Source organism: Streptomyces sp. NPDC087845 (assembly GCF_044742755.1).
Classification (GTDB): Bacteria; Actinomycetota; Actinomycetes; order Streptomycetales; family Streptomycetaceae; genus Streptomyces.
This window is the reverse complement of the sequence record NZ_JBIUVC010000015.1, coordinates 90,900-109,379: the sequence shown is the minus strand read 5'-3', so window position 1 is coordinate 109,379 and position 18,480 is coordinate 90,900. Positions and strand designations below refer to the sequence as shown.

The following is an 18,480-nucleotide window of genomic DNA, read 5'->3' as shown; positions in this document are numbered from 1 at the left end:
CCGGGCCGGGCCGCCGGGCCGATACTGGAAGCGATGGAGTGGTTCACCGCAGACGGGTACTGGCTCAGCCGGCTGATCTTCCAGCGGGCTCTCGCCGGCGTCTACCTGTTCGCCTTCCTCACCGCCGTGCTCCAGTTCCGGGCGCTGATCGGTGAACGCGGGATGCTGCCCGTACCCGACTTCCTGCGGCGTACCGACTGGCGCAGTGCGCCCGGCCTCTTCCGGCTCCACTACTCCGACCGTTTCTTCGCGCTCGTCTCCTGGACCGGCTGCGCGCTCGCGGTCGCCCTGCTCGCGGGGTTGGACTCATACGTTCCGCTCTGGGCCGCGATGCTGCTCTGGGCGCTGCCCTGGGCGCTCTACCTCTCGATCGTCCAGGTCGGCCAGACCTGGTACAGCTTCGGCTGGGAGTCGTTGCTGCTGGAGACCGGCTTCCTCGCCGTGTTCCTCGGCAACGCGCGCACGGCTCCGCCCGTCCTGGTGCTCTGGCTGCTGCGCTGGGTGCTGTTCCGGGTGGAGTTCGGCGCCGGGATGATCAAGATCCGCGGCGACGAGTGCTGGCGCAGGCTGACGTGCCTGTACTACCACCACGAGACCCAGCCGATGCCGGGACCGCTGAGCTGGTTCTTCCACCGGCTGCCGGGGCCCGTCCACCGGGTCGAGGTGGCGGCGAACCACGTCACCCAACTCCTGGTGCCGGTGCTCCTCTTCACTCCGCAGCCGGTGGCGAGCGCGGCCGCGGGGCTGATGATCGCCACCCAGCTGTGGCTGGTCCTCTCGGGGAACTTCGCCTGGCTGAACTGGGTGACGATCACCCTCGCGCTGTCCGCCGTCGACTGGTCCCTGTTCACCCGGCCGCCGGCGCAGTCCGCACCGCCCCTCTGGTACGAGATCGTCGTCCTCGCGGTCACCGCGCTGGTGGTGTTCCTCAGCTACCGCCCGGCACGCAACCTGGTCTCCCGCCACCAGGTGATGAACCGCTCGTTCGACCCGCTGCACCTGGTCAACACCTACGGCGCGTTCGGCAGCATCAGCCGGGTCCGGCTGGAGGTCGTGGTCGAGGGCACGGACGAGCGGGTGCTCCACGACGGCACGGTGTGGCAGGAGTACGGCTTCCGCGGCAAGCCGGGCGATCCGCGCCGGCTGCCCCGTCAGTTCGCCCCGTACCATCTGCGGCTCGACTGGCTGATGTGGTTCGCGGCGCTCTCCCCCGCGTACGCGGCCCCCTGGTTCGGCCAGTTCGTGGAACGGCTGCTGGAGAACGACCGGGACACCCTGCGGCTGCTGCGGCACAACCCGTTCCCCGACGCCCCGCCCGCGCATGTCCGCGCCAGGGTGTACCGCTACCGGTACACGACCTGGCGCGAACTGCGGGCCACCGGATGCTGGTGGCACCGCACCCGTGTGCGGGACTTCATGCCCCCCGTCTCACTCGGCCCGTCCCGGCTCAGCCCGACCGGGCGACCTTGAACACCCAGGCGTGCTGTCCTGTCCTGCGGGCCGCCGCCGGTACGTCGATCACCAGCGAGCCGCCCGTGGTGCGCCAGCGGAGCGGCCGGTCGTGACCGAGCAGGGTGACCCGGTCACCGCTGCGGATCGGCACCGGGGCCTCGACGGTGAGGGTCGCGCCCGGTCGCGCCAGCGAGTGGATGTAGAACGCCTTGCCGGGCCGTACGGTGAACCGCAGGTCCTCGCCGAGCTGCGGCATCCGCGCCCAGTACGTGGTGTCGTAGACGGCCTCCCCGTTGGTCCTCAGCCACTCCCCCGTCTCGCGCAGCCTGCGCTGCATGATGCCGGGGATCGTGCCGTCGGCCTTCGGGCCGATGTCGAGCAGGAGGTTGCCGTTCTTGGAGACGATGTCGACGAGCGAGTGCACGATCTCCTCGGCCGTCATGTACTTCTCGTCCGGCGTCTGGGCGTTGTAGCCGTAGCTGAACGGGTCGAGGCCGCGGCTGGACTCCCACTTCGCGGTGACGATCCGGTCGTACGTCGTGTACTCGGGCGTGGTGAAGTCGTGCGGCCCGATCCCGGAACGGTTGTTGACGGTGACCTCGATCGGGCGGGCCCGGTTCTTGGCGTGGTTGAAGTACTCGGCCAGTACCCGGTGGCTGTCGTTGTCGCCGCCGATGTCGCACCAGAGGATCTCGGGGTCGTAGCCGTGGACCAGCTCCAGCATCTGCGGGCCCTGGAACTCGGTCACATAGTCCTTGCCCGCGGTGTGTCCGGTGTACGGAACCGGCTCCAGGGTGTACGGGTTGCGCGGGGCGTGGCCCATCCACGGGTGGTCGGGGTTGAACCACTCGGGCATCGAGAAGTACAGCCCCCGGTGGAGTTCGGGGGTGTAGCGGCGCGAGGCGTCGAAGAGTTCCCTGACGAGGTCGCGCTTCGGTCCCATCTTCACCGCGTTGCGGTCGGAGAGCTTGGTGTCCCAGAGCGCGAAGCCCTCGTGGTGCTTCGAGGTGAGGACGTGGTACTGGGCGCCGGCGTCCCGGAACAGCTCCACCCAGGAGCGCGGGTCGAAGCGCTCGGCGCGGAACCGCGGAATGAAGTCGTCGTAGGCGAAGGACTCGCCGTAGGTGTCGCGGTGATGGGTGTACGCGGGGTTGTTGGGATCCTGCATCTGGTTCCAGTACCACTCGGCGTACTGTGTGCCGACGGGTGCCCAGGCGGGTACGGAGTAGACCCCCCAGTGGATGAAGATCCCGAACTTCGCGTCCTGGAACCAGTACGGCGCCTGGTGGGTGGAGAGAGAGCCGTCCGTCGGTGCGTAGTCGGGGACGCCGAGGGTGAGCGAGCGCCGGACGGTGGCGGCCTGCTGTCCGCGTCCGCGTGCGACAACGTTGCCGTCCCGGGCGGTGCCGGGTGCGGTGCCGGGCCTGTTGCGGATGCCGATGCGGACGCGGGCCTGGTCGCCGGGGGCGAGCCGGGTGATACGGGCGGGTGCGACGGTCCGCGCTCCGGGCACGTCCACGGCGAGGGTGAGGCCGTCGGCGGCGAGGATGCCGACCGTGCCCGCGTTGACGACGGTGGCCTCGACGCTCTGGGCTCCGGAGTCCAACAGTGACGTGGTGGAGTGGGCGTCCCGCAGTGTCAGGGCCCGTCCCTGGGCGGCCGGTTGGAGGGAGAGCGCGAAGACGTGCAGGGACGGCTTGCCGGCCTCGGCGGGCTGGGTGGCGGGAAGGGTGAGCGCGACGGCTTCCCTGGACGGGTCGAGCGCGATCTCGCTGACGGCGATGGAGACCTGGTGCTGGTCCTTGCCGCCGTCGGCCGTGTAGCGGTACGCGGCGGTGACGGCGCCGCTTCCGGCGTACCAGTCGGGGCCGCCGAGGACCGGGGTCGAGGTGGTGCCGTCGGCGTAGTGGACCGTGGCCCTGCCGGACGCGTCCCCGTAGCTGCACGCGGTGAGGAAGAGTCCGGAGAGATACCGCCCCGGCGGAAGGCCGATGCGCTGGCCGAGGGCGACGATGTTGTTCTTGGCACCCGCTCCCGAGGCGGGGAAGAGGAACGCGGTGCCGTTGATCTCCCGTTCGCCGGCCGGGAGTTCCTCACCGGGAAAGGTGTAGCCGGAGCCGTCGAAGTCGCCGCCGCGGGCGTCGGCGGTGTCGATGCCGTCGTTGTCGAACCACTCGTCGAGGGGCACGGGGACGGCGGCGGGGACGGTGCCCCAGTCGCCGTCGGGAGCACCGGCCTCTGCGTGCGCTTGTACGGCTCCGGTTCGCGGAGCCGCATCGGCGGTGGCGGGGGTGAGCAGGGCGGCGCCGACTGCCGCCCCTGCCGTCATTCCGAGTACATGGCGTCTGGGAAGTTCGGTCATGACATCCGATGATTGGATCGCGTCGCGAACCTGTCAATGGAATCTTCCAGACGGAACGAAACTCCTTTCCCTCAACCATCCGATGACTGGGCGGAGTTACTGTAGGGAACGAACGATCGGCCCGAAGCCCCGGACCGTGGCCTCACTTGGATTCCTCGCGGGCCCTCAGCAGTTTGGTGATCTGTCTGACGAGCTCGTCGTCGCTGGTCACGGCCTTGCCGGGAACCAGGGCACCGAGACGCTCCGCGGTCTGGAAGTCGTAGGCGCGCTCCACCTCCGAGCCGGGAACACTGCCGTACTCCTCCTCGGCGCGGAATCCGACGACCAGATCGACCGCCTTCGCGATGAGCCAGGTGAGAAGGAAGGAGAAGGCGATCACGGCGGCGATCGCGATGAGCTGCTTGCCCAGCAGTCCCCAGCCGCCGCCGTAGAAGAGCCCTTTCCTGCCGCTGATCCGTGCGGTGGCGAACAGGCCGACCATGATCAGTCCGATCAGTCCGCCGACGCCGTGCACGCCCACCACGTCGAGGGTGTCGTCGACGTCGAAGCGGAACTTGAGGGTGATCGCGTAGGCGCAGACCGCGCCCACGACCAGGCCGGTGATGACGGCACCGAGGGTGTTGATCTCGCCGCAGGCCGGGGTGATGGCGACCATGCCCGCGACGGCCGAGGAGACGACGCCCATGGTGGTGACCCTGCCGGTGCGCCACTTCTCGACCAGCGGCCAGGTGATCATCGCGCCCGCGGCACCGAGCTGGGTGTTGATGAACGCGGCGGCCGCCGTGCCCTGGTCGGTCAGCGCGGAGCCGGAGTTGAAGCCGAACCAGCCGAACCAGAGCAGACCGACACCGATCACGACGAGCGGGATGTTGTTGGGCCGTTCCTCGCGGCGGGCGAAGTCGCGCGGTGCCCGCAGCACGAGCGCGACGGCGAGTCCGGCGACGCCGGAGTTGAGTTCCACCGGCAGGCCGCCCGCGAAGTCGAGCGCGCCGAGGTGCTTCACGATCCAGCCGTCCTGGTCGAACACCCAGTGCGCCAGCGGGATGTACACGATGAGCAGCCACAGCACGACGAAGACGAGCCAGCCCTTCATCGTGGCGCGGTCGGCGATCGATCCGCTGATCAGCGCGACGGTGATGATCGCGAAGCCCATCTGGAACGTGCTGTAGACGTAGGTGGGGATGTGACCGGACAGGGTGGTCAGCTCGATGTCGTGCATGAACACGTGGTCGAGGTTGCCGATGAGTCCGGCTCCGCCGACATCGGGGCCGAACGCCAGGCTGTATCCGATCACCCACCAGACGAGCGTGCCGAAGGCGAGCGCGGCGAAGCTCATCTTGATCATCATCAGGATGTGCTGGGTGCGCACCATACCGCCGTAGAAGAACGCCAGCCCCGGCGTCATCAGCAGCACCATGGCGGTGGAGGCGAGCAACCAGGCGGTGTCACCGGAGTCGTAGGCGGGTGGCATCGGCGCGGGAGCGGTGTTCATCGGCGGATACCTCGTGGGTGTGTGGGGGCGGGTCGGGAACGGACTACGGTTTGCGCAGATCGGGTGCCGGATGACCGGTGAGCAGCAGGTGTACGGAGTGCCGGATGGCGGCATGCGCGGCCGCGACCCGGACGGGGCTGTCGTCCAGGAGCCGGACCCAGGCGCCGCAGTCGCGGGGCAGCACGCTGACTCCGTACAGGACACCGAGCCCGGCCAGCGCCTCGTGCAGGGTGTCGGCCACCTCGTCGGCCGGGGCGCGGTCGGTGACGACGAAGAGCGAGGCGACGTGATCGTGCCCGGCGAACACGCCGGGCCCCAGGACACCGTGGCCGGGCCCCGTCGCGCCCGGGTTCAGCCGCAGGGTGTCGACGGCGAGGAGTGTTCCGTCGGGCCGCGCGATGCGCAGATCCGCGGCGAGGATCCGGTAGTCGTGGCGCTCGCCCCGGGCGAGCCGCCCGGCGGTGACGGTGTCACCGACGACGACGGTGGCGTCGCTCGCCACCGTGACCTCGGTGCGCTGGTAGAACCGCGAGTCCTTGAACGGGATCAGCGGATCGGGCAGGTACTCGACGTAGGCGCCGGCCTCCGCCGTCAGATGGACCCGCTGGCTCGCGTAGTCGTGTTCCATCCGAAAGATCTTGGTGGCCGCCTGGGTGGTCAGATGCACCTCGGCGCCGGGGCCGCAGCGGAAGTCCATCCGGTAGCGGTCGGCCTGGGCGATGCCCCCACCGGTCGCCATCAGGTAGACGTAGCTCATTGCGGGCATGGCGGGGTCGATCCACAGCGGCCGCATGATCTGCAGCGGCGTCTTCTGGTAGCGCTCGACGAGTTCGGTGCGCCCGCCCCGCACCGCGAAGGCCAGATCGAGGATGCCGACCTTGGCCGGGGAGCCGGCGGCGAGCGTGTCGGGTACGGATGCCAGGGCCGCCACGTCCGGCGGGACACGGACCGCGGTGTAGTACTCGGGCGCGAGCCGGTCGGATGCGGGCCGGGGCGGGGTGAGCCGCATGTCAGATCAGCACCTTGCGGCGCGATTCGAGATAGACCGCGATGTCCTCGATGCCGACGCCGGTGAGGCAGTCGGTGAGGACGACCGGTCGGTTGTCGCGGACCCGGTGGGCGTCGGACTCCATGACGCCGATGTCGGTGCGCACGTACTGCGCGATATCGATCTTGTTGATGACGAGCAGGTCGGACTCGGTGATGCCCGGCCCTCGCTTGCGGGGCATCTTCTCGCCCTCGGCGGTGTCCAGGACGAAGAGGAAGAGATCGACGAGGGCGGGGCTGAAGGTGAGGGTGAGGTTGTCGCCGCCGGACTCGTAGAACAGCGTGTCGGTGTCGGGGAAGCGTTCCAGCATCTCGGCGCCCGCCGCCAGATTCATCGTGGGGTCGTCCCGTACGGCGGTGTGCGGGCAGGCGCCCGTCTCGACGCCGACGACGCGTTCCGGTGCGAGGACTCCGTCGAGGGTGCGGCGGATGTGCTGGGCGTCCTCCTGCGTGTAGATGTCGTTGGTGATGACGCAGGGTCGGTGACCGCGCGCGATCAGTACCGGTACCAGCGCCTCGATGAGCGCGGTCTTGCCGGATCCGACCGGTCCGCCGATGCCGACCCGCAGTACCTTGTCGTCCATGGTGCTCCCTGACTCGTGTGGGGGTGGGTGGATCAGCTGGCGAAGAGCCGGGCCTCGGCTCGTTCATGGCGGCCCGACATGATGTCCGAGGCGAAGACGGTGGCTCCGACGTCGTCGAGTTCGCGCCGCAGTGCGTCCTCGACGGCCGCCTCGATGACGGGGGCGGCGCCCCGCAGCAGGACCTGCGCCCCTCGGTGGTCGGTCAGCCGCAGCCGCAGGGCCGCGCCCGCGAAGCTCGCGCAGAACGCGAACAGGTCCGAGGCGACGGCCTGACGGACCGGCACGCCGGCCGCCGCGTGGATGACCCCCGCGGCCACCGCCTGGGTGCCGGGTGCCTCCCCGCGTACGACCCGCTCGAAGTAGTCGGCGATCTCCGGGCAGTGGAAGACCTCCCGGGCGAGGTCGAGGAGTTGCCGGCCGGTGCGGGTGGCGGCTCGGCGCATCTCCCGGCCCAGCTTGGTGGCGAACAGGTGCTCGTCGATTCCGACGACGGTCTCCGGTTCGCCCGCCCGGGTCGCCCGGTGGGCGAGCGCGAGCGCGGTGGCGTCGGCCGGGCCGACGCCGTGCAGCAGCAGGTCTTCGAGCAGCAGCGGCAGGCTGTCGGGGCCGACCGCCCCGGCCTGGGCGAAGCCTTCGAGACTGTGCGACAGCGTGTAGAAACCGCTGGGGAACGCCGAGTCGGTCAGCTGGAGGCCGACCAGCAGCGGCCCGAGCCCGGCCTCGGGGGCTCCGGCGGCGGCCCGCGTCGCTGCCGGCCCCTCGCCCGGATGGTCGCTCTCGTCTCGGTACATCGGCGCTAGACCAGGAAGTACAGGTGGTTGAGGGGCAGTTCCTCGGCCGGGTCGATGGTGGCGACCTTGCCGTCGAGTGTGACCTTGAACGTCTCCGGGTCGACCTTGATGTCCGGCAGCGCGTTGTTGCGGATCATGTTGTGCTTGCCGATGGTCCGGGTGCGGCCGACCGGCAGGACCCTGCGTTCCAGGCCCAGTTCGGCCGGTACCCCGGCGGCGATGCCGGCCTGGGACATGAAGGTGGCGTGCGTCGCCGCCAGGGCCTTGCCGTACTGCCCGAACATCGGGCGGTAGATCACCGGCTGCGGGGTCGGCAGCGAGGCGTTGGGATCGCCCATCTGCGCCCAGGAGATGATGCCGCCCTTGATCACCATCTTCGGCTTGGCGGCGAAGGAGTGGATGGGCCAGAGCACGATGTCGGCGAGCTTGCCCTTCTCGATCGACCCCACATGGTCGGAGATGCCGGTGGCGATGGCCGGGTTGATGGTGACCTTCGCGAGGTAGCGCAGCACCCGCTGGTTGTCGTTGCGTGCGGAGTCGCCCTCCAGGATGCCGAGCTTGTCCTTGCAGTGGTGGGCGGTCTGGAAGGCCCGGGTGACGGACTCACCGACGCGTCCCATGGCCTGCGAGTCGGAGGAGAACATGCTGATCACACCGAGGTCGTGCAGGACCGACTCGGCGGCGATCGTCTCGGCGCGGACCCGGCTGTCGGCGAAGGAGACGTCCTCGGGGATGTCATGGCTGAGGTGGTGGCAGACCATGACCATGTCGAGCAGTTCGTCCACCGAGTTCTTGGTGTACGGCAGTGTCGGGTTGGTGGACGACGGCAGCACGTTGGGCTCGCCCGCGACCCGCAGGATGTCCGGGGCGTGGCCGCCGCCCGCGCCCTCGCTGTGGAAGGTGTGGATGGTGCGGCCGTCGATCGCCGACCGGGTGTCCTCGAAGAAGCCGCTCTCGTTGAGGCTGTCCGTGTGGATGGCGATCTGGATGTCGTGCCGGTCCGCCACGCTCAGCGCGTTGTCGATCACGGCGGGGGTGGCTCCCCAGTCCTCGTGGACCTTCAGGGCGCAGGCTCCGGCGGCGATCTGCTCGTCGAGCGCCTCCGGCAGGCTGCCGTTCCCCTTGCCCATGATGCCGAGGTTGACCGGGAAGGTCTCGGCCGCCTGGAGGAACCGGGCGATGTTGTACGGGCCGGGCGTACAGGTGGTGCCGTTCGTGCCGTCGGACGGGCCGGTGCCCCCGCCGATGAGGGTGGTGATGCCGTTGGTGAGGGCCTGCTCGGCCTGTTGCGGCGAGATCAAGTGCACGTGGGCGTCGATGGCGCCCGCGGTCGCGATGAGGTGCTCACCGGCGATGGCCTCCGTGCCGGGCCCGATGACCAGGTCCGGGTGGACGCTGTTCTGGGTCTGCGGATTGCCGGACTTGCCGATCCCCGCGATGAAGCCGTCCTTGATGCCGATGTCGCACTTGACGACGCCGACGACCGGGTCGATGACCACGACATTGGTGATGACGGTGTCGAGTGCGCCCTGGGCGCAGGTGGCCTGCGGGTCGGAGGCCATACCGTCCCGCATGGTCTTGCCGCCGCCGTAGAGGACCTCGTCCCCGTACTGGCCCTCGCTGAAGTCCTTCTCGACCTCGACGACGAGGTTGGTGTCGGCGAGGTGGAAGCGGTCGCCGACCGTCGGGCCGAACATGTCGGTGTACTGCTTGCGCGGCAGGATGGGCATCAGCGCGACCCCTTCTTCTTTGCCTTGGAGTCCTTGGAGTTCTTGGATTCTTTGGCGTCTTTGGCCGAATCCTTGGTGTTCCTGGCACTCTTCGCCGGTGCGCCGGAGCCGGCTTCAGCGGCGTTCCTGGCGCCCTGGAAGCCCTGCTCGATCGCCTTGCGCACGGCCTCGACCCGGGCCGGGCGCGAGGCGAGGCTGCCGTTGAGCAGTCCGCTGAAACCGACGAGGCGGCCCGTGCCGGCGTACGCGCACAGCTCCACCTCGCGCGATCCGCCGGGCTCGATGCGTACGGAGGTGCCGGCGGGAATGTTCAGGTGCATGCCGAGCGCCTTCTGGCGGTCGAACGACAGCGCCGAGTTGACCTCGAAGAAGTGGTAGTGCGACCCGACCTGGACCGCGCGGTCGCCGGTGTTGCTGACGGTGAGCCTGACCGTGCGGCGACCGGCGTTGATCTCGATCGGGTCCTTGCCGTAGAGGTACTTCTGACGGAACGTCATACGGTGCTCCTGATGACTCGGCCCGCACCATGCACGTGCGGGTGCTGATGCGGGTGCGGATGTCCGTGCCCGCGCACATGGTCGTGCTCCTCGCCCGGCGGATGGGTGTGGGAGTGACCGTGGCCGTCGGCCGCGGCCAGTCCGGTCGCGATGCCGTCGTCACCGCGCTCGCTCCACCGCCGCCCGGCGTCGGCCACGCGCTCGGCGAGGACCCGGGCCAGCGCGGCGGGCGGCACCGGCGGACCGGCGCATGCGACGTGTGCGCCCGATCCGTCGGGTACCTGCGGCAGTGCGAAGGCGGCGGGGACCAGCACCACGCGGGTGGCGCCGAGCAGCCGGCATCGCCGGACGCCTTCGGCCGGATCGGGATCGCCGCCGCTGAACGCGACCTCGACCGAGGAGTGCCTGCCGTGGCGGCGGACCAGACTCGCGACCCGGTACAGCTCGGCGTCGTCGAAGGGGTCGCCGGACGGGGCGGTGACGAGCAGCGCCGACGTGGCGGGAACGCGGCTGGCCGCCGCCCGCAGCCAGCCGATCAGGTGCTGGGAGGTGCCGAAGGGCCGGGCGAGTACGGTCCCGGAGCGTTCGGCGGTGGGCAGCGCGCCCAGCGTACGGGCGGTGTCCGCGACGAGTTCCGGATCGCGGCCGAGTGTCATCGGGACGACGCAGCCCCGTTCCCCTCTTCGCGTCAGCCCGGCGACGCTCCGGTAGAGCTCCCGCCCGCTCGGCACGACGATCACCGCGGGGTCCACCAGGCCGCGCAGCGCTTCCCCGTGCGCGGCTTCGTGGCCGCACACGGCGATGACCCGGCAGTGGTCGGACACGGGACTCAGCCGCCGATGGGATCGTGGCAGGACACCAGCTTGGTGCCGTCCACGAAGGATGCCTCGACCTGGAGCAGCCCGAGCATCTCCCGTACGCCGGGCATGGTGTCGTCCTCGCCGACGATCTGACGGCCGAGTTCCATGCAGTCGGCGACGCTCCTGCCGTCCCGGGCGGCCTCCAGGATCGCCTCGGTGATCAGAGCCACGGACTCGCTGTAGTTGAGCTTGAGACCGCGGCCCTGGCGTTTGCGGGCCAGGTCGGCCACTACGTACACGAGCAGTTTGTCGATCTCGCGAGGTGCGAGGTTCATCGGCGGTACCTTCCTCGGGATGTACGGGAGAGGGGGCGATTTGGTGGGCGGGCGGGGTCAGCCGCTCCGGCGGAACCGTGGCAACAGGGGCACGGCCGCCATGAACACCCAGGTCGTGAGGATGAACGGCCAGGTGAAGGTGTGTCCGCCGAACGGCTGGAAGAACGACGTCAGCGAGGCCGTCAGGCCGGTGGTGACCGCGGCGCCGAAGAGCGCGTACGCCCCGTTCCACACCGTGCCGGTGAGGAAGACCGCGCCGACGGCGATCGCGACGAGAACGGCGTTGTATCCGTAGATGCCCTCGGCGATCAGTGCCGTCGGGGCGCCGAGCGCCCAGGCCGCGACGATTCCCACGACACTGCCCGCCGCCGCGTGGAGCACCACGCGGACTCCGGCGAAGGCCAGCCCGACGAGCATGATCAGCCCGACGTACCAGTCACCGACCAGGAAGATCTGCGACACATTGGTGAAGAAGCCGTGCCACAGGTCGTTCCAGGAGATTCCGGTGCCCCCGCGGGTGGTGCTGGAAACGGCCTTCGGAGCGCCGTGCCAGATCCGGCCGAAGGACGGCGCACCGACCACCATGACGCCGGAGACCAGGCAGAACGGCGCGGTGAGCGCCGTCAGTCCATAGGGGGCGAGCAGCGTGGTGAGCGCCGCCATCAGCAGGGTGCACATGACGCTGCCGACGACGGCGAGCACATAGGTGGCGGGATGGTGTCCGAGCGAGACGACCAGCGCGATGCCGGTGAGGCAGCCGCTGTAACCATGGAGTCCGAGGGCGATGCCCGACCGGTCAACTCCCAGTACGTAGGCGGTCGCGGTGGAGATCAGGGTCCCGAGCGTGGCGAAGAGGCCGATCTGCCAGCCCGCCGCCCACAGCCCGGCGAGGATGAACGCACCTGTCCAGATGCCGGGTTGGAGGTCGACCTGCCCGACTCCGCGCACCGATGCCAGGAGGTAGGCGATCGGCTGCCGGCTTTCGAGTCTTCGGACGGCATCCGGCTCGGCGACGGGCAAGACGGACTCCAACGGTCGGCGGAGGGCCGCTCTCACGCATACGGAGAGGGGGCGGAGGGTCACTTACTGCCATGAAGACACACCAGGAGCGTCTTTTCCCGTTGTGGGGCGTCCCACTGCCCCATTGAGGTTCCGCTGGGGGTGGATCAGCGCGCTGCGCGCCCCGCCTCCGCCGCCGCTCGTTACCGTCGCCGGATGCCCCCGAAGATGCGGTTGCACCGCCTCACCCATCCCGATCACCACCCCGGGGTGCAGCTCGGCGTCGTGGCGGTCGTCGCGATCGGCGGCGCCGCCGGAGCCTCGGCACGCCATGGCGCCGAACTCCTCTGGCCGACCGGCCCCTCGGCATTCCCCTGGACGATCCTGCTGGTCAACGTGGTGGGCTGTCTCCTGATGGGGAGCCTGATGGTCACCGTGAAGCTGCGCTTTCCCGGCGCGCCGCGTCTGATCAGCCCGCTCCTGGGCACCGGCCTGCTCGGCGGGTTCACCTCGTTCTCGCACTACACGGACGACGTGCGGCAGCTCTTCGAGCACGGCCGGCCGGGCTATGCGGTCGGCTGCCTGCTGCTGACGGTCGTGGCGGCGCTGGCCGCGGTGACGGCCGGAGCCTTCCTCACGCACATCGCGTTCGGGCGCGGCCACCGGGCGCAGGACGGTACGTGATGCCGGACTGGCTGCTCGTGGTCGCCGGCGGGCTGGTCGGCGCGCCCCTCCGGTACCTGCTCGGTGTGGACGCCAAGTACCGCCTGCACACCGCCTTCCCGTGGGGCACCTTCGCGGCGAACACCGGTGCGGCGCTGCTCCTCGGGTTCCTCTCCGAGGCGGTGACCGGCGGAGGCATCGGCCACCGCCTCCACCTGCTGCTCGCCACCGGTTTCTGCGGCGCCCTGTCGACCTGGTCGACGTTCTCGTACGAGCTGCTGACCCTGACATCGGCCCGCCGGCTGGGCACCGCGGCCGGCTATCTACTGCTCAGCGTCGGCGCGGGGGTCGGGCTCTCGTTCGCCGGGGCCGCTGTGGCGAAGGCGGTGTTCTGAGCGGCGGATGCCCAAGAACGGCCGGACTCCGGCCCGCCCCTTGCGGGAGGCGGGCCGGAGTCCGTGGGTGAAGCGCTCAGTCGATGCCGGGCAGGATGTGCGGCTCGGCGAGGTCGTCCTCGTAGCCGGCCAGCCGGATCGGTGCGGACCTGGCCCAGACTTCGATGTTCCGGAGCTTCTCGGGACCGCGGGCCCGCTCTCCGTGGCGTTCGGCCGGTGGTTTCTCGTGCTTCGTCAGTTCTGGTGTCGTCACCGCGCACTCCTTTGTGTCGCGTAACCCCGGGCGTCACCGACGCCCGGCCTCACAACCGGGAGTCGACCACCCGCGAGGGCAGGGGCAAGATCAGTTCGGTCGCGGTGGCGCCGGATACGGGGCGGGACGGCGACTCGGTTGACAAGCCTGTCCCAGGACGGCCGAGGAGGGTTTGTGGACTCCCCGGTGACGTCCGTTCGCATCAGAGTAACCAAATGAGCGCGTTCCTGCTCGATGGAACGTATGCCGTAGGTCACTTTCAGCCATCTCATGCGGAAAAGACCTGGCCAGGAGCGATGCTCCGGCCAGGTCCACGGCGCCGCACGCACGGTTCGACCGGTCGACTACCAGTTCGCGGGCGCGTAATCCTTGAGGAAGCAGCCGTACAGGTCCTCGCCCTCCTCGCCGCGCACGATCGGGTCGTAGACGCGGGCGGCGCCGTCGACCAGGTCGAGCGGGGCGTGGAAGCCCTCCTCCGCGAGACGGATCTTGTCGGGGTGCGGGCGTTCGTCGGTGATCCAGCCGGTGTCCACGGCCGTCATCAGGATGCCGTCCTTCTCGAACATCTCCTGTGCGCTGGTGCGGGTGAGCATGTTCAGCGCGGCCTTGGCCATGTTGGTGTGCGGGTGGCCCGCGCCCTTGTAGCCGCGGCTGAACACCCCTTCCATCGCGGACACGTTGACCACGTAGGCGCGCTTGGCGGTGGTTGCCGCCATCGCCGGGCGGAGCCGGCTGATCAGGATGAACGGCGCGGTGGAGTTGCAGAGCTGGACTTCCAGCAGCTCGATCGGTTCGACCTCCTCGACCGTCTGGATCCAGCTGTTGGTGTCGTGCAGGTCGGGCACGAGGCCGCCCGCGTCGATCGCCGTTCCGGCGGCGATCCGCTCCAGCGAGGCCGACCCGGTGACCAGGGCGAGCTCGGTGACGTCCTGCGCGGTCAAGCCTTCCTTCCGGGCGGCCGGGAGAGCCGCGACGCGCTCGACGGTGCCGCTGCCGAAGGTGCCGATGACCTCGGCGGCGGGCAGCTCCCCCGCCGGAAGCGGAGCCGACTCGGCGTTGACCAGTTCGCTGTACGCGTTCGCGGAGCGCCGCACCGTCTGCGCCGCGTTGTTGATCAGGATGTCCAGCGGGCCCTCGGCCGCGACCGAGTCGGCGAGCGCGACGACCTGCGCGGGGTCGCGCAGATCGATGCCGACGATCTTCAGCCGGTGGATCCACTCGTCGCTGTCCGGCATCGCCTTGAAGCGGCGGATGGCGTCGTTGGGGAACCGGGTGGTGATGGTGGTGTGCGCACCGTCGCGCAGCAGCCGCAGCGCGATGTACATGCCGATCTTCGCGCGGCCGCCGGTGAGGAGCGCGCGCCGGCCGGTGAGGTCGGTCCGCGCGTCGCGGCGCGAGCGGTTCTCCTTCGCGCACTGCTGGCAGAGCTGGTGGTAGAACGCGTCCACCTCGACGTACCGGGTCTTGCAGATGTAGCAGGACCGGGGGCGCTGGAGGACCCCGGCGATCTCGGCACGCGCCGAGGACGACGGCAGGACCCCCTGGGTCTCGTCGTCGATGCGGTCGGCCGAACCGGTCGCGGTGGCCTCGGTGACGGCCTTGTCGTGCGCGGTCTTGGCGGCGCGGCGCTCCTGACGGCGGCGCTGCTTCACGGTCCGGTAGATCCCGGCCGTGGCGCGGCGCACGGCGATGGCGTCGGGGTGGTCGATCTCGATGGTGTCGAGTTCGTCGAGCACGCTCAGGCAGACGGCCAGCCGCTCCGGGTCGATACCGGGACCGAACTCCTCAGTACCGGAAGCGAACTCCGGGCTGTCCTCTGTCACCGTCATTGCCGTTCCTCTGTCGCTTGTCCCTCGTGGCGCCGACCGCCGTACCTGCTCTGCCGGGCCGAACGCCCCGGTCAAGTCTGCCATGCACGGGATGCTGCTCCGTTCGTGTGACGCCACTCGCCGGACGAGCGCGGAACGAAGCCGTTCGCCGCGCGCGGACGGCACGGGAGACCTCGCGGGGAGCGGGGCCGCTCCGCCCCGACGGCCCCGCCACCGGCCGGTCACATATGCTTCCCTGCGATACGGCCGGGGCTGAGCCGTACCGTCCGTACGAGGGGGTGGAGAGTGGCCGAGCTCCCGGCGGGCGGCTCTCCTACCAGACCATCCGAGCGCCCGGCCGCCGTCCCCGTGCAGAACGGGCTTCCCCCGGCCGGCTCCGGCGACGGTTCGGTGTGGAAGGTCGACGCCGTGGTCCTGCTGGTCGAGGACGACGCCGGCGATGCCCTCCTCGTCGAGGAGATGCTCACGGACGGCGAGCTGGACTCGGCACTGACCTGGTGCAGGACACTCGCGGAGGCACGCCGGTTCCTGGCCGGCTGCCGGACCCCGTGCTGCGTACTGCTCGATCTGCACCTGCCCGACGTCCACGGTCTGGACGCGGTGACCCAGATCGTCGAGTCGGCACCCGACGCGGCCATTGTGGTGCTGACCGGCAGGGCCGAGTCCGATACGGGCCTGTCGGCCGTGGCGACCGGCGCCCAGGACTACCTCGTCAAGGGCCGGCTCGATCCGGAGGCGCTGGGCCGCTCGGTCCGTTACGCCCTCCAGCGCAAACAGGTCGAGCGGGCCGCCGCGGCGCTGCGCGCCAACCGGCTGATGGCGCAGGAGAACGCCCGCCTCGAACGCGGGCTGCTGCCCGTGCCCCTGCTGCACGACGATTCCTTCGAAGCGGTGGCACGGTACGCGCCGGGCCGGGCGCACGCCCTGCTCAGCGGTGACTTCTACGACGTGGTGCAGACCTCGGACGGCACGGTGCACGCGGTGATCGGCGATGTGTCGGGGCACGGGGCCGCGGAGGCGGCCCTGGGTGTCTGCCTGCGGGTGGCCTGGCGCACGGCGGTGCTGTGCGCCACCGACCTGCTCGAACAGGTCCGGCTGCTGGAGGAGATCCTGGTCGCCGAACGCTCCGACCCGCATGTCTTCGCCACCGTCACCTCGCTGGCCTTCGCACCGGACCGGCGCCGGGTGCAGGTGGTGCGGGCCGGTCACCCCGGACTGCTGCTGCGCAGCGGTGCCCGGGTGAGCTGGGTCGAGCCCGAGCCGGGAATGGCCCTGGGGCTGCTGCCGGGGGCGGGACGGTGGAGCGTCTCGGAACTGTCCCTGCCCGGGGACGGCCGGCTCGTCCTCTTCACGGACGGCCTCTTCGAAGGGCGTACGGGGCCGGGCTCCCGGTTGGGCGAGGACGGGCTGCTCGCCATGGCCCGCAGCCACGGGGCGCTGGCCGCCCGCCCCTTCGTGGACACCCTGGTGGACGAGGCCGCGGAGGCGGCGTCCCCGTACGGCGGTCTCGCCGACGACGTGGCCGTGCTCCATCTGGGCTGGGGACGGGGGACGCCGCGATGAGCGGCCGGGACACGCCGCCGGGGCCCCGGCGCGGCCTGGCCTCGCGACTGTCGGTGCAGAACTGGGTCCACCTGATTCTCGCCGTGTTCGTGCTGGTCGTCTGCGTGGGCCTGACCGTCGGCGGTCTGGTCCTGTCCCGGATGTCCGACCGCACCACCGAGTTGGTGGACCGCATCCAGCCCGCCCGCTCCTCGTCCTTCCAGTTGCAGAACGCACTGCTGGACCAGGAGACCGGGGTCCGCGGATTCGCGCTCACCGGCGACTCGGCCTTCCTGCGGCCCTACGAAGCGGGGATGCGGGACGAGCAGCTGCGGATGGCCAGGGTGCGTGCGCTCGTCGGGGACGAGCAGCCCTTCGCCCGCGATCTCGACCGGATCGCCGCGGCCGCCCGGGAATGGCGCAGCCGCCATGCCGAGCCGCTGGTCGCCGCGGTCCGCCGGGACGGCCCGGCGTCCGAGTCGTCCGCCCCGATCCGGCGGAGCAAGAACGAATTCGACACCCTGCGGCGGCTGTACACGGCGCAGCAGGCGCACCTCGACGTGGCGCGCGACCGGGCCCGCGCCGATCTGGGTACCGCCCGCGCCACCCGCGACAAGATGCTCATTTCGCTGGTCGTGGGCTTTCTGCTCGCGGTCGGCTCGCTGAGTCTGCTGCTGCACCGGATGGTGGGCCGGCCGCTCGGCCGGCTGACCGCCGCATCGGAGACGGTCAGCTCGGGGGCGTTCGGCAACCGGATCGCGGTCGACGGGCCGTCCGACGTGCGGGCGGTGGCGACGGCCGTCGAGGACATGCGCCGCCGCATCGTCGAGGAGCTCGCCGAGTCCCGGGACCGCGAGGTACTGCTGGCGGAACAGGCGCAGGAGCTGCGCCGGTCCAATGCCGAACTGGAGCAGTTCGCCTACGTCGCCTCGCACGATCTGCAGGAGCCGCTGCGCAAGGTCGCCTCGTTCTGCGGTCTTCTGGAGAAGCGGTACGGCGCACAGCTCGACGACCGGGCGCGGCAGTACATCGACTACGCGGTCGACGGCGCCGGGCGGATGCAGGTGCTGATCGACGATCTGCTCACCCTCTCCCGCATGGGACGGGTGCACGACCGGTGGAAGCAGGTCGATCTCGACCGCTCTCTCGACCGGGCGCTGGCCAATCTCGCGCTGGTCGTCGAGGAGTCCGGTGCCACGGTCGTACGGGAGGGTCCGCTGCCCGCGCTGAACGGGGACCCGACGGCGCTCTCCATGGTCTGGCAGAACCTGATCGGCAACGCGCTGAAGTTCCGCCGGCCCGACGTGCCGTGCCGGATCACGGTCGGCTGCGTCCGGGAGGGCGACGACTGGCACTTCCGGGTGGCGGACAACGGCATCGGCATCGCGCCGGAGTTCTCGCAGAAGGTGTTCGTCATCTTCCAGCGCCTGCACGGCAGGGACGAGTACGAGGGCACGGGCATCGGTCTGGCTCTCTGCCGGAAGATCGTGGAGCTGCACGGGGGCGGCATCTGGCTGGACCCGGAGACCGCCGAGGGCACCTGCATCCGCTTCACGCTGCCGGCCGCCCGCACCGAGGCGCGGCAGCTCGCCGCGGACCCCGCAGCCGGGAGTCCCGTCCATGGCTGAGATCTGCCGGGTTCTCCCCGGAGTGGGACCGTTCGTCGCGGGTAGGCGAACGTCGAGAAGTTGTCATCGAACACCCCTGCG

17 protein-coding genes are annotated in these 18,480 nt (G+C 70.3%); 5 read left to right on the top strand and 12 right to left on the bottom strand.

What is annotated here, in order from left to right; translation table 11 throughout:
* The first annotated feature begins 33 nt into the window (after positions 1-33).
* Positions 34-1,470: a lipase maturation factor family protein gene (locus ACIOMQ_RS31435; RefSeq protein WP_401939799.1), complete on the top strand. Its 1,437-nt coding sequence runs from the start codon at positions 34-36 to the stop codon at positions 1,468-1,470.
* Here the strand turns inward: ACIOMQ_RS31435 and ACIOMQ_RS31430 are convergent.
* From ACIOMQ_RS31430 to ACIOMQ_RS31385, 10 genes are all read right to left on the bottom strand, one after another.
* Positions 1,448-3,814, bottom strand: a complete 2,367-nt coding sequence (locus ACIOMQ_RS31430; RefSeq protein WP_402191312.1) for an alpha-L-fucosidase — start codon at positions 3,812-3,814, stop codon at positions 1,448-1,450. The genes ACIOMQ_RS31435 and ACIOMQ_RS31430 overlap by 23 nt on opposite strands.
* A 142-nt stretch (positions 3,815-3,956) precedes the next feature.
* The gene (locus ACIOMQ_RS31425; RefSeq protein WP_401267848.1) at positions 3,957-5,306 is read right to left on the bottom strand and encodes an ammonium transporter; all 1,350 of its coding nucleotides are present in this window, start codon (positions 5,304-5,306) and stop codon (positions 3,957-3,959) included.
* A 43-nt stretch (positions 5,307-5,349) separates the two neighbouring features.
* Entirely contained in the window at positions 5,350-6,315 is a 966-nt protein-coding gene (locus ACIOMQ_RS31420) for an urease accessory protein UreD (RefSeq protein WP_401267845.1), read from the bottom strand.
* 1 nt (position 6,316) lies between these two features.
* Positions 6,317-6,937 (bottom strand): urease accessory protein UreG, encoded by a 621-nt coding sequence (gene ureG / locus ACIOMQ_RS31415; protein ID WP_362203100.1) that lies wholly within the window; start codon positions 6,935-6,937, stop codon positions 6,317-6,319.
* A 32-nt stretch (positions 6,938-6,969) separates the two neighbouring features.
* Positions 6,970-7,728, bottom strand: a complete 759-nt coding sequence (locus tag ACIOMQ_RS31410) for an urease accessory UreF family protein (RefSeq protein ID WP_362203103.1) — start codon at positions 7,726-7,728, stop codon at positions 6,970-6,972.
* Between the two features lie 5 nt (positions 7,729-7,733).
* Positions 7,734-9,458: an urease subunit alpha gene (gene ureC, locus ACIOMQ_RS31405; RefSeq protein WP_362203106.1), complete on the bottom strand. Its 1,725-nt coding sequence runs from the start codon at positions 9,456-9,458 to the stop codon at positions 7,734-7,736.
* Positions 9,458-9,955: an urease subunit beta gene (locus ACIOMQ_RS31400; protein WP_401757117.1), complete on the bottom strand. Its 498-nt coding sequence runs from the start codon at positions 9,953-9,955 to the stop codon at positions 9,458-9,460. Before ACIOMQ_RS31400 ends, ureC begins: the two co-directional genes overlap by 1 nt.
* Positions 9,952-10,779 carry a sirohydrochlorin chelatase gene (locus ACIOMQ_RS31395; protein ID WP_402191307.1) on the bottom strand — a complete coding sequence of 276 codons (828 nt, stop codon included), beginning with the start codon at positions 10,777-10,779 and terminating at the stop codon, positions 9,952-9,954. The genes ACIOMQ_RS31400 and ACIOMQ_RS31395 overlap by 4 nt, the downstream gene beginning before the upstream one ends.
* 5 nt (positions 10,780-10,784) lie before the next feature.
* Positions 10,785-11,090 carry an urease subunit gamma gene (locus tag ACIOMQ_RS31390; RefSeq protein ID WP_014156865.1) on the bottom strand — a complete coding sequence of 102 codons (306 nt, stop codon included), beginning with the start codon at positions 11,088-11,090 and terminating at the stop codon, positions 10,785-10,787.
* 57 nt (positions 11,091-11,147) lie between these two features.
* Entirely contained in the window at positions 11,148-12,110 is a 963-nt protein-coding gene (locus tag ACIOMQ_RS31385) for an urea transporter (protein ID WP_362203116.1), read from the bottom strand.
* Positions 12,111-12,305: 195 nt separating this feature from the next.
* Here ACIOMQ_RS31385 and ACIOMQ_RS31380 point away from each other — a divergent pair, with 195 nt between their 5' ends.
* Positions 12,306-12,773 (top strand): fluoride efflux transporter FluC, encoded by a 468-nt coding sequence (locus ACIOMQ_RS31380; RefSeq protein ID WP_402128441.1) that lies wholly within the window; start codon positions 12,306-12,308, stop codon positions 12,771-12,773.
* Positions 12,773-13,147 (top strand): fluoride efflux transporter FluC, encoded by a 375-nt coding sequence (locus ACIOMQ_RS31375; protein ID WP_401267826.1) that lies wholly within the window; start codon positions 12,773-12,775, stop codon positions 13,145-13,147. Before ACIOMQ_RS31380 ends, ACIOMQ_RS31375 begins: the two co-directional genes overlap by 1 nt.
* 76 nt (positions 13,148-13,223) lie before the next feature.
* Here ACIOMQ_RS31375 and ACIOMQ_RS31370 read toward each other — a convergent pair whose 3' ends face one another.
* Positions 13,224-13,400: a hypothetical protein gene (locus ACIOMQ_RS31370; RefSeq protein ID WP_362203125.1), complete on the bottom strand. Its 177-nt coding sequence runs from the start codon at positions 13,398-13,400 to the stop codon at positions 13,224-13,226.
* Between the two features lie 344 nt (positions 13,401-13,744).
* Positions 13,745-15,229, bottom strand: a complete 1,485-nt coding sequence (locus ACIOMQ_RS31365) for an SDR family NAD(P)-dependent oxidoreductase (RefSeq protein WP_401988154.1) — start codon at positions 15,227-15,229, stop codon at positions 13,745-13,747.
* Between the two features lie 348 nt (positions 15,230-15,577).
* On the opposite strand from ACIOMQ_RS31365, the gene ACIOMQ_RS31360 reads away from it, so the two are divergent.
* Both ACIOMQ_RS31360 and ACIOMQ_RS31355 read left to right on the top strand, forming a co-directional pair.
* On the top strand, positions 15,578-16,792 hold the full coding sequence (locus ACIOMQ_RS31360; RefSeq protein WP_362203269.1) for a fused response regulator/phosphatase: 1,215 nt from the start codon (positions 15,578-15,580) through the stop codon (positions 16,790-16,792).
* Positions 16,789-18,399, top strand: coding sequence for an ATP-binding protein (locus ACIOMQ_RS31355; RefSeq protein ID WP_362203131.1), 1,611 nt, complete (start codon positions 16,789-16,791; stop codon positions 18,397-18,399). Before ACIOMQ_RS31360 ends, ACIOMQ_RS31355 begins: the two co-directional genes overlap by 4 nt.
* Positions 18,400-18,480: the final 81 nt, after the last annotated feature.

What these genes read in the sequence shown, in the direction of transcription:
- ACIOMQ_RS31380 (WP_402128441.1), top strand. Translation starts at nt 12,306, where the DNA reads ATGCCCCCGAAGATGCGGTTGCACCGCCTCACCCATCCCGATCACCAC.
- ACIOMQ_RS31355 (WP_362203131.1), top strand. Translation starts at nt 16,789, where the DNA reads ATGAGCGGCCGGGACACGCCGCCGGGGCCCCGGCGCGGCCTGGCCTCG.
- ACIOMQ_RS31390 (WP_014156865.1), bottom strand. Translation starts at nt 11,090, where the DNA reads ATGAACCTCGCACCTCGCGAGATCGACAAACTGCTCGTGTACGTAGTG.
- ACIOMQ_RS31400 (WP_401757117.1), bottom strand. Translation starts at nt 9,955, where the DNA reads ATGACGTTCCGTCAGAAGTACCTCTACGGCAAGGACCCGATCGAGATC.
- ACIOMQ_RS31410 (WP_362203103.1), bottom strand. Translation starts at nt 7,728, where the DNA reads ATGTACCGAGACGAGAGCGACCATCCGGGCGAGGGGCCGGCAGCGACG.
- ACIOMQ_RS31435 (WP_401939799.1), top strand. Translation starts at nt 34, where the DNA reads ATGGAGTGGTTCACCGCAGACGGGTACTGGCTCAGCCGGCTGATCTTC.
- ACIOMQ_RS31420 (WP_401267845.1), bottom strand. Translation starts at nt 6,315, where the DNA reads ATGCGGCTCACCCCGCCCCGGCCCGCATCCGACCGGCTCGCGCCCGAG.
- ACIOMQ_RS31365 (WP_401988154.1), bottom strand. Translation starts at nt 15,229, where the DNA reads ATGACGGTGACAGAGGACAGCCCGGAGTTCGCTTCCGGTACTGAGGAG.
- ureC (WP_362203106.1), bottom strand. Translation starts at nt 9,458, where the DNA reads ATGCCCATCCTGCCGCGCAAGCAGTACACCGACATGTTCGGCCCGACG.
- ureG (WP_362203100.1), bottom strand. Translation starts at nt 6,937, where the DNA reads ATGGACGACAAGGTACTGCGGGTCGGCATCGGCGGACCGGTCGGATCC.
- ACIOMQ_RS31375 (WP_401267826.1), top strand. Translation starts at nt 12,773, where the DNA reads ATGCCGGACTGGCTGCTCGTGGTCGCCGGCGGGCTGGTCGGCGCGCCC.
- ACIOMQ_RS31425 (WP_401267848.1), bottom strand. Translation starts at nt 5,306, where the DNA reads ATGAACACCGCTCCCGCGCCGATGCCACCCGCCTACGACTCCGGTGAC.
- ACIOMQ_RS31430 (WP_402191312.1), bottom strand. Translation starts at nt 3,814, where the DNA reads ATGACCGAACTTCCCAGACGCCATGTACTCGGAATGACGGCAGGGGCG.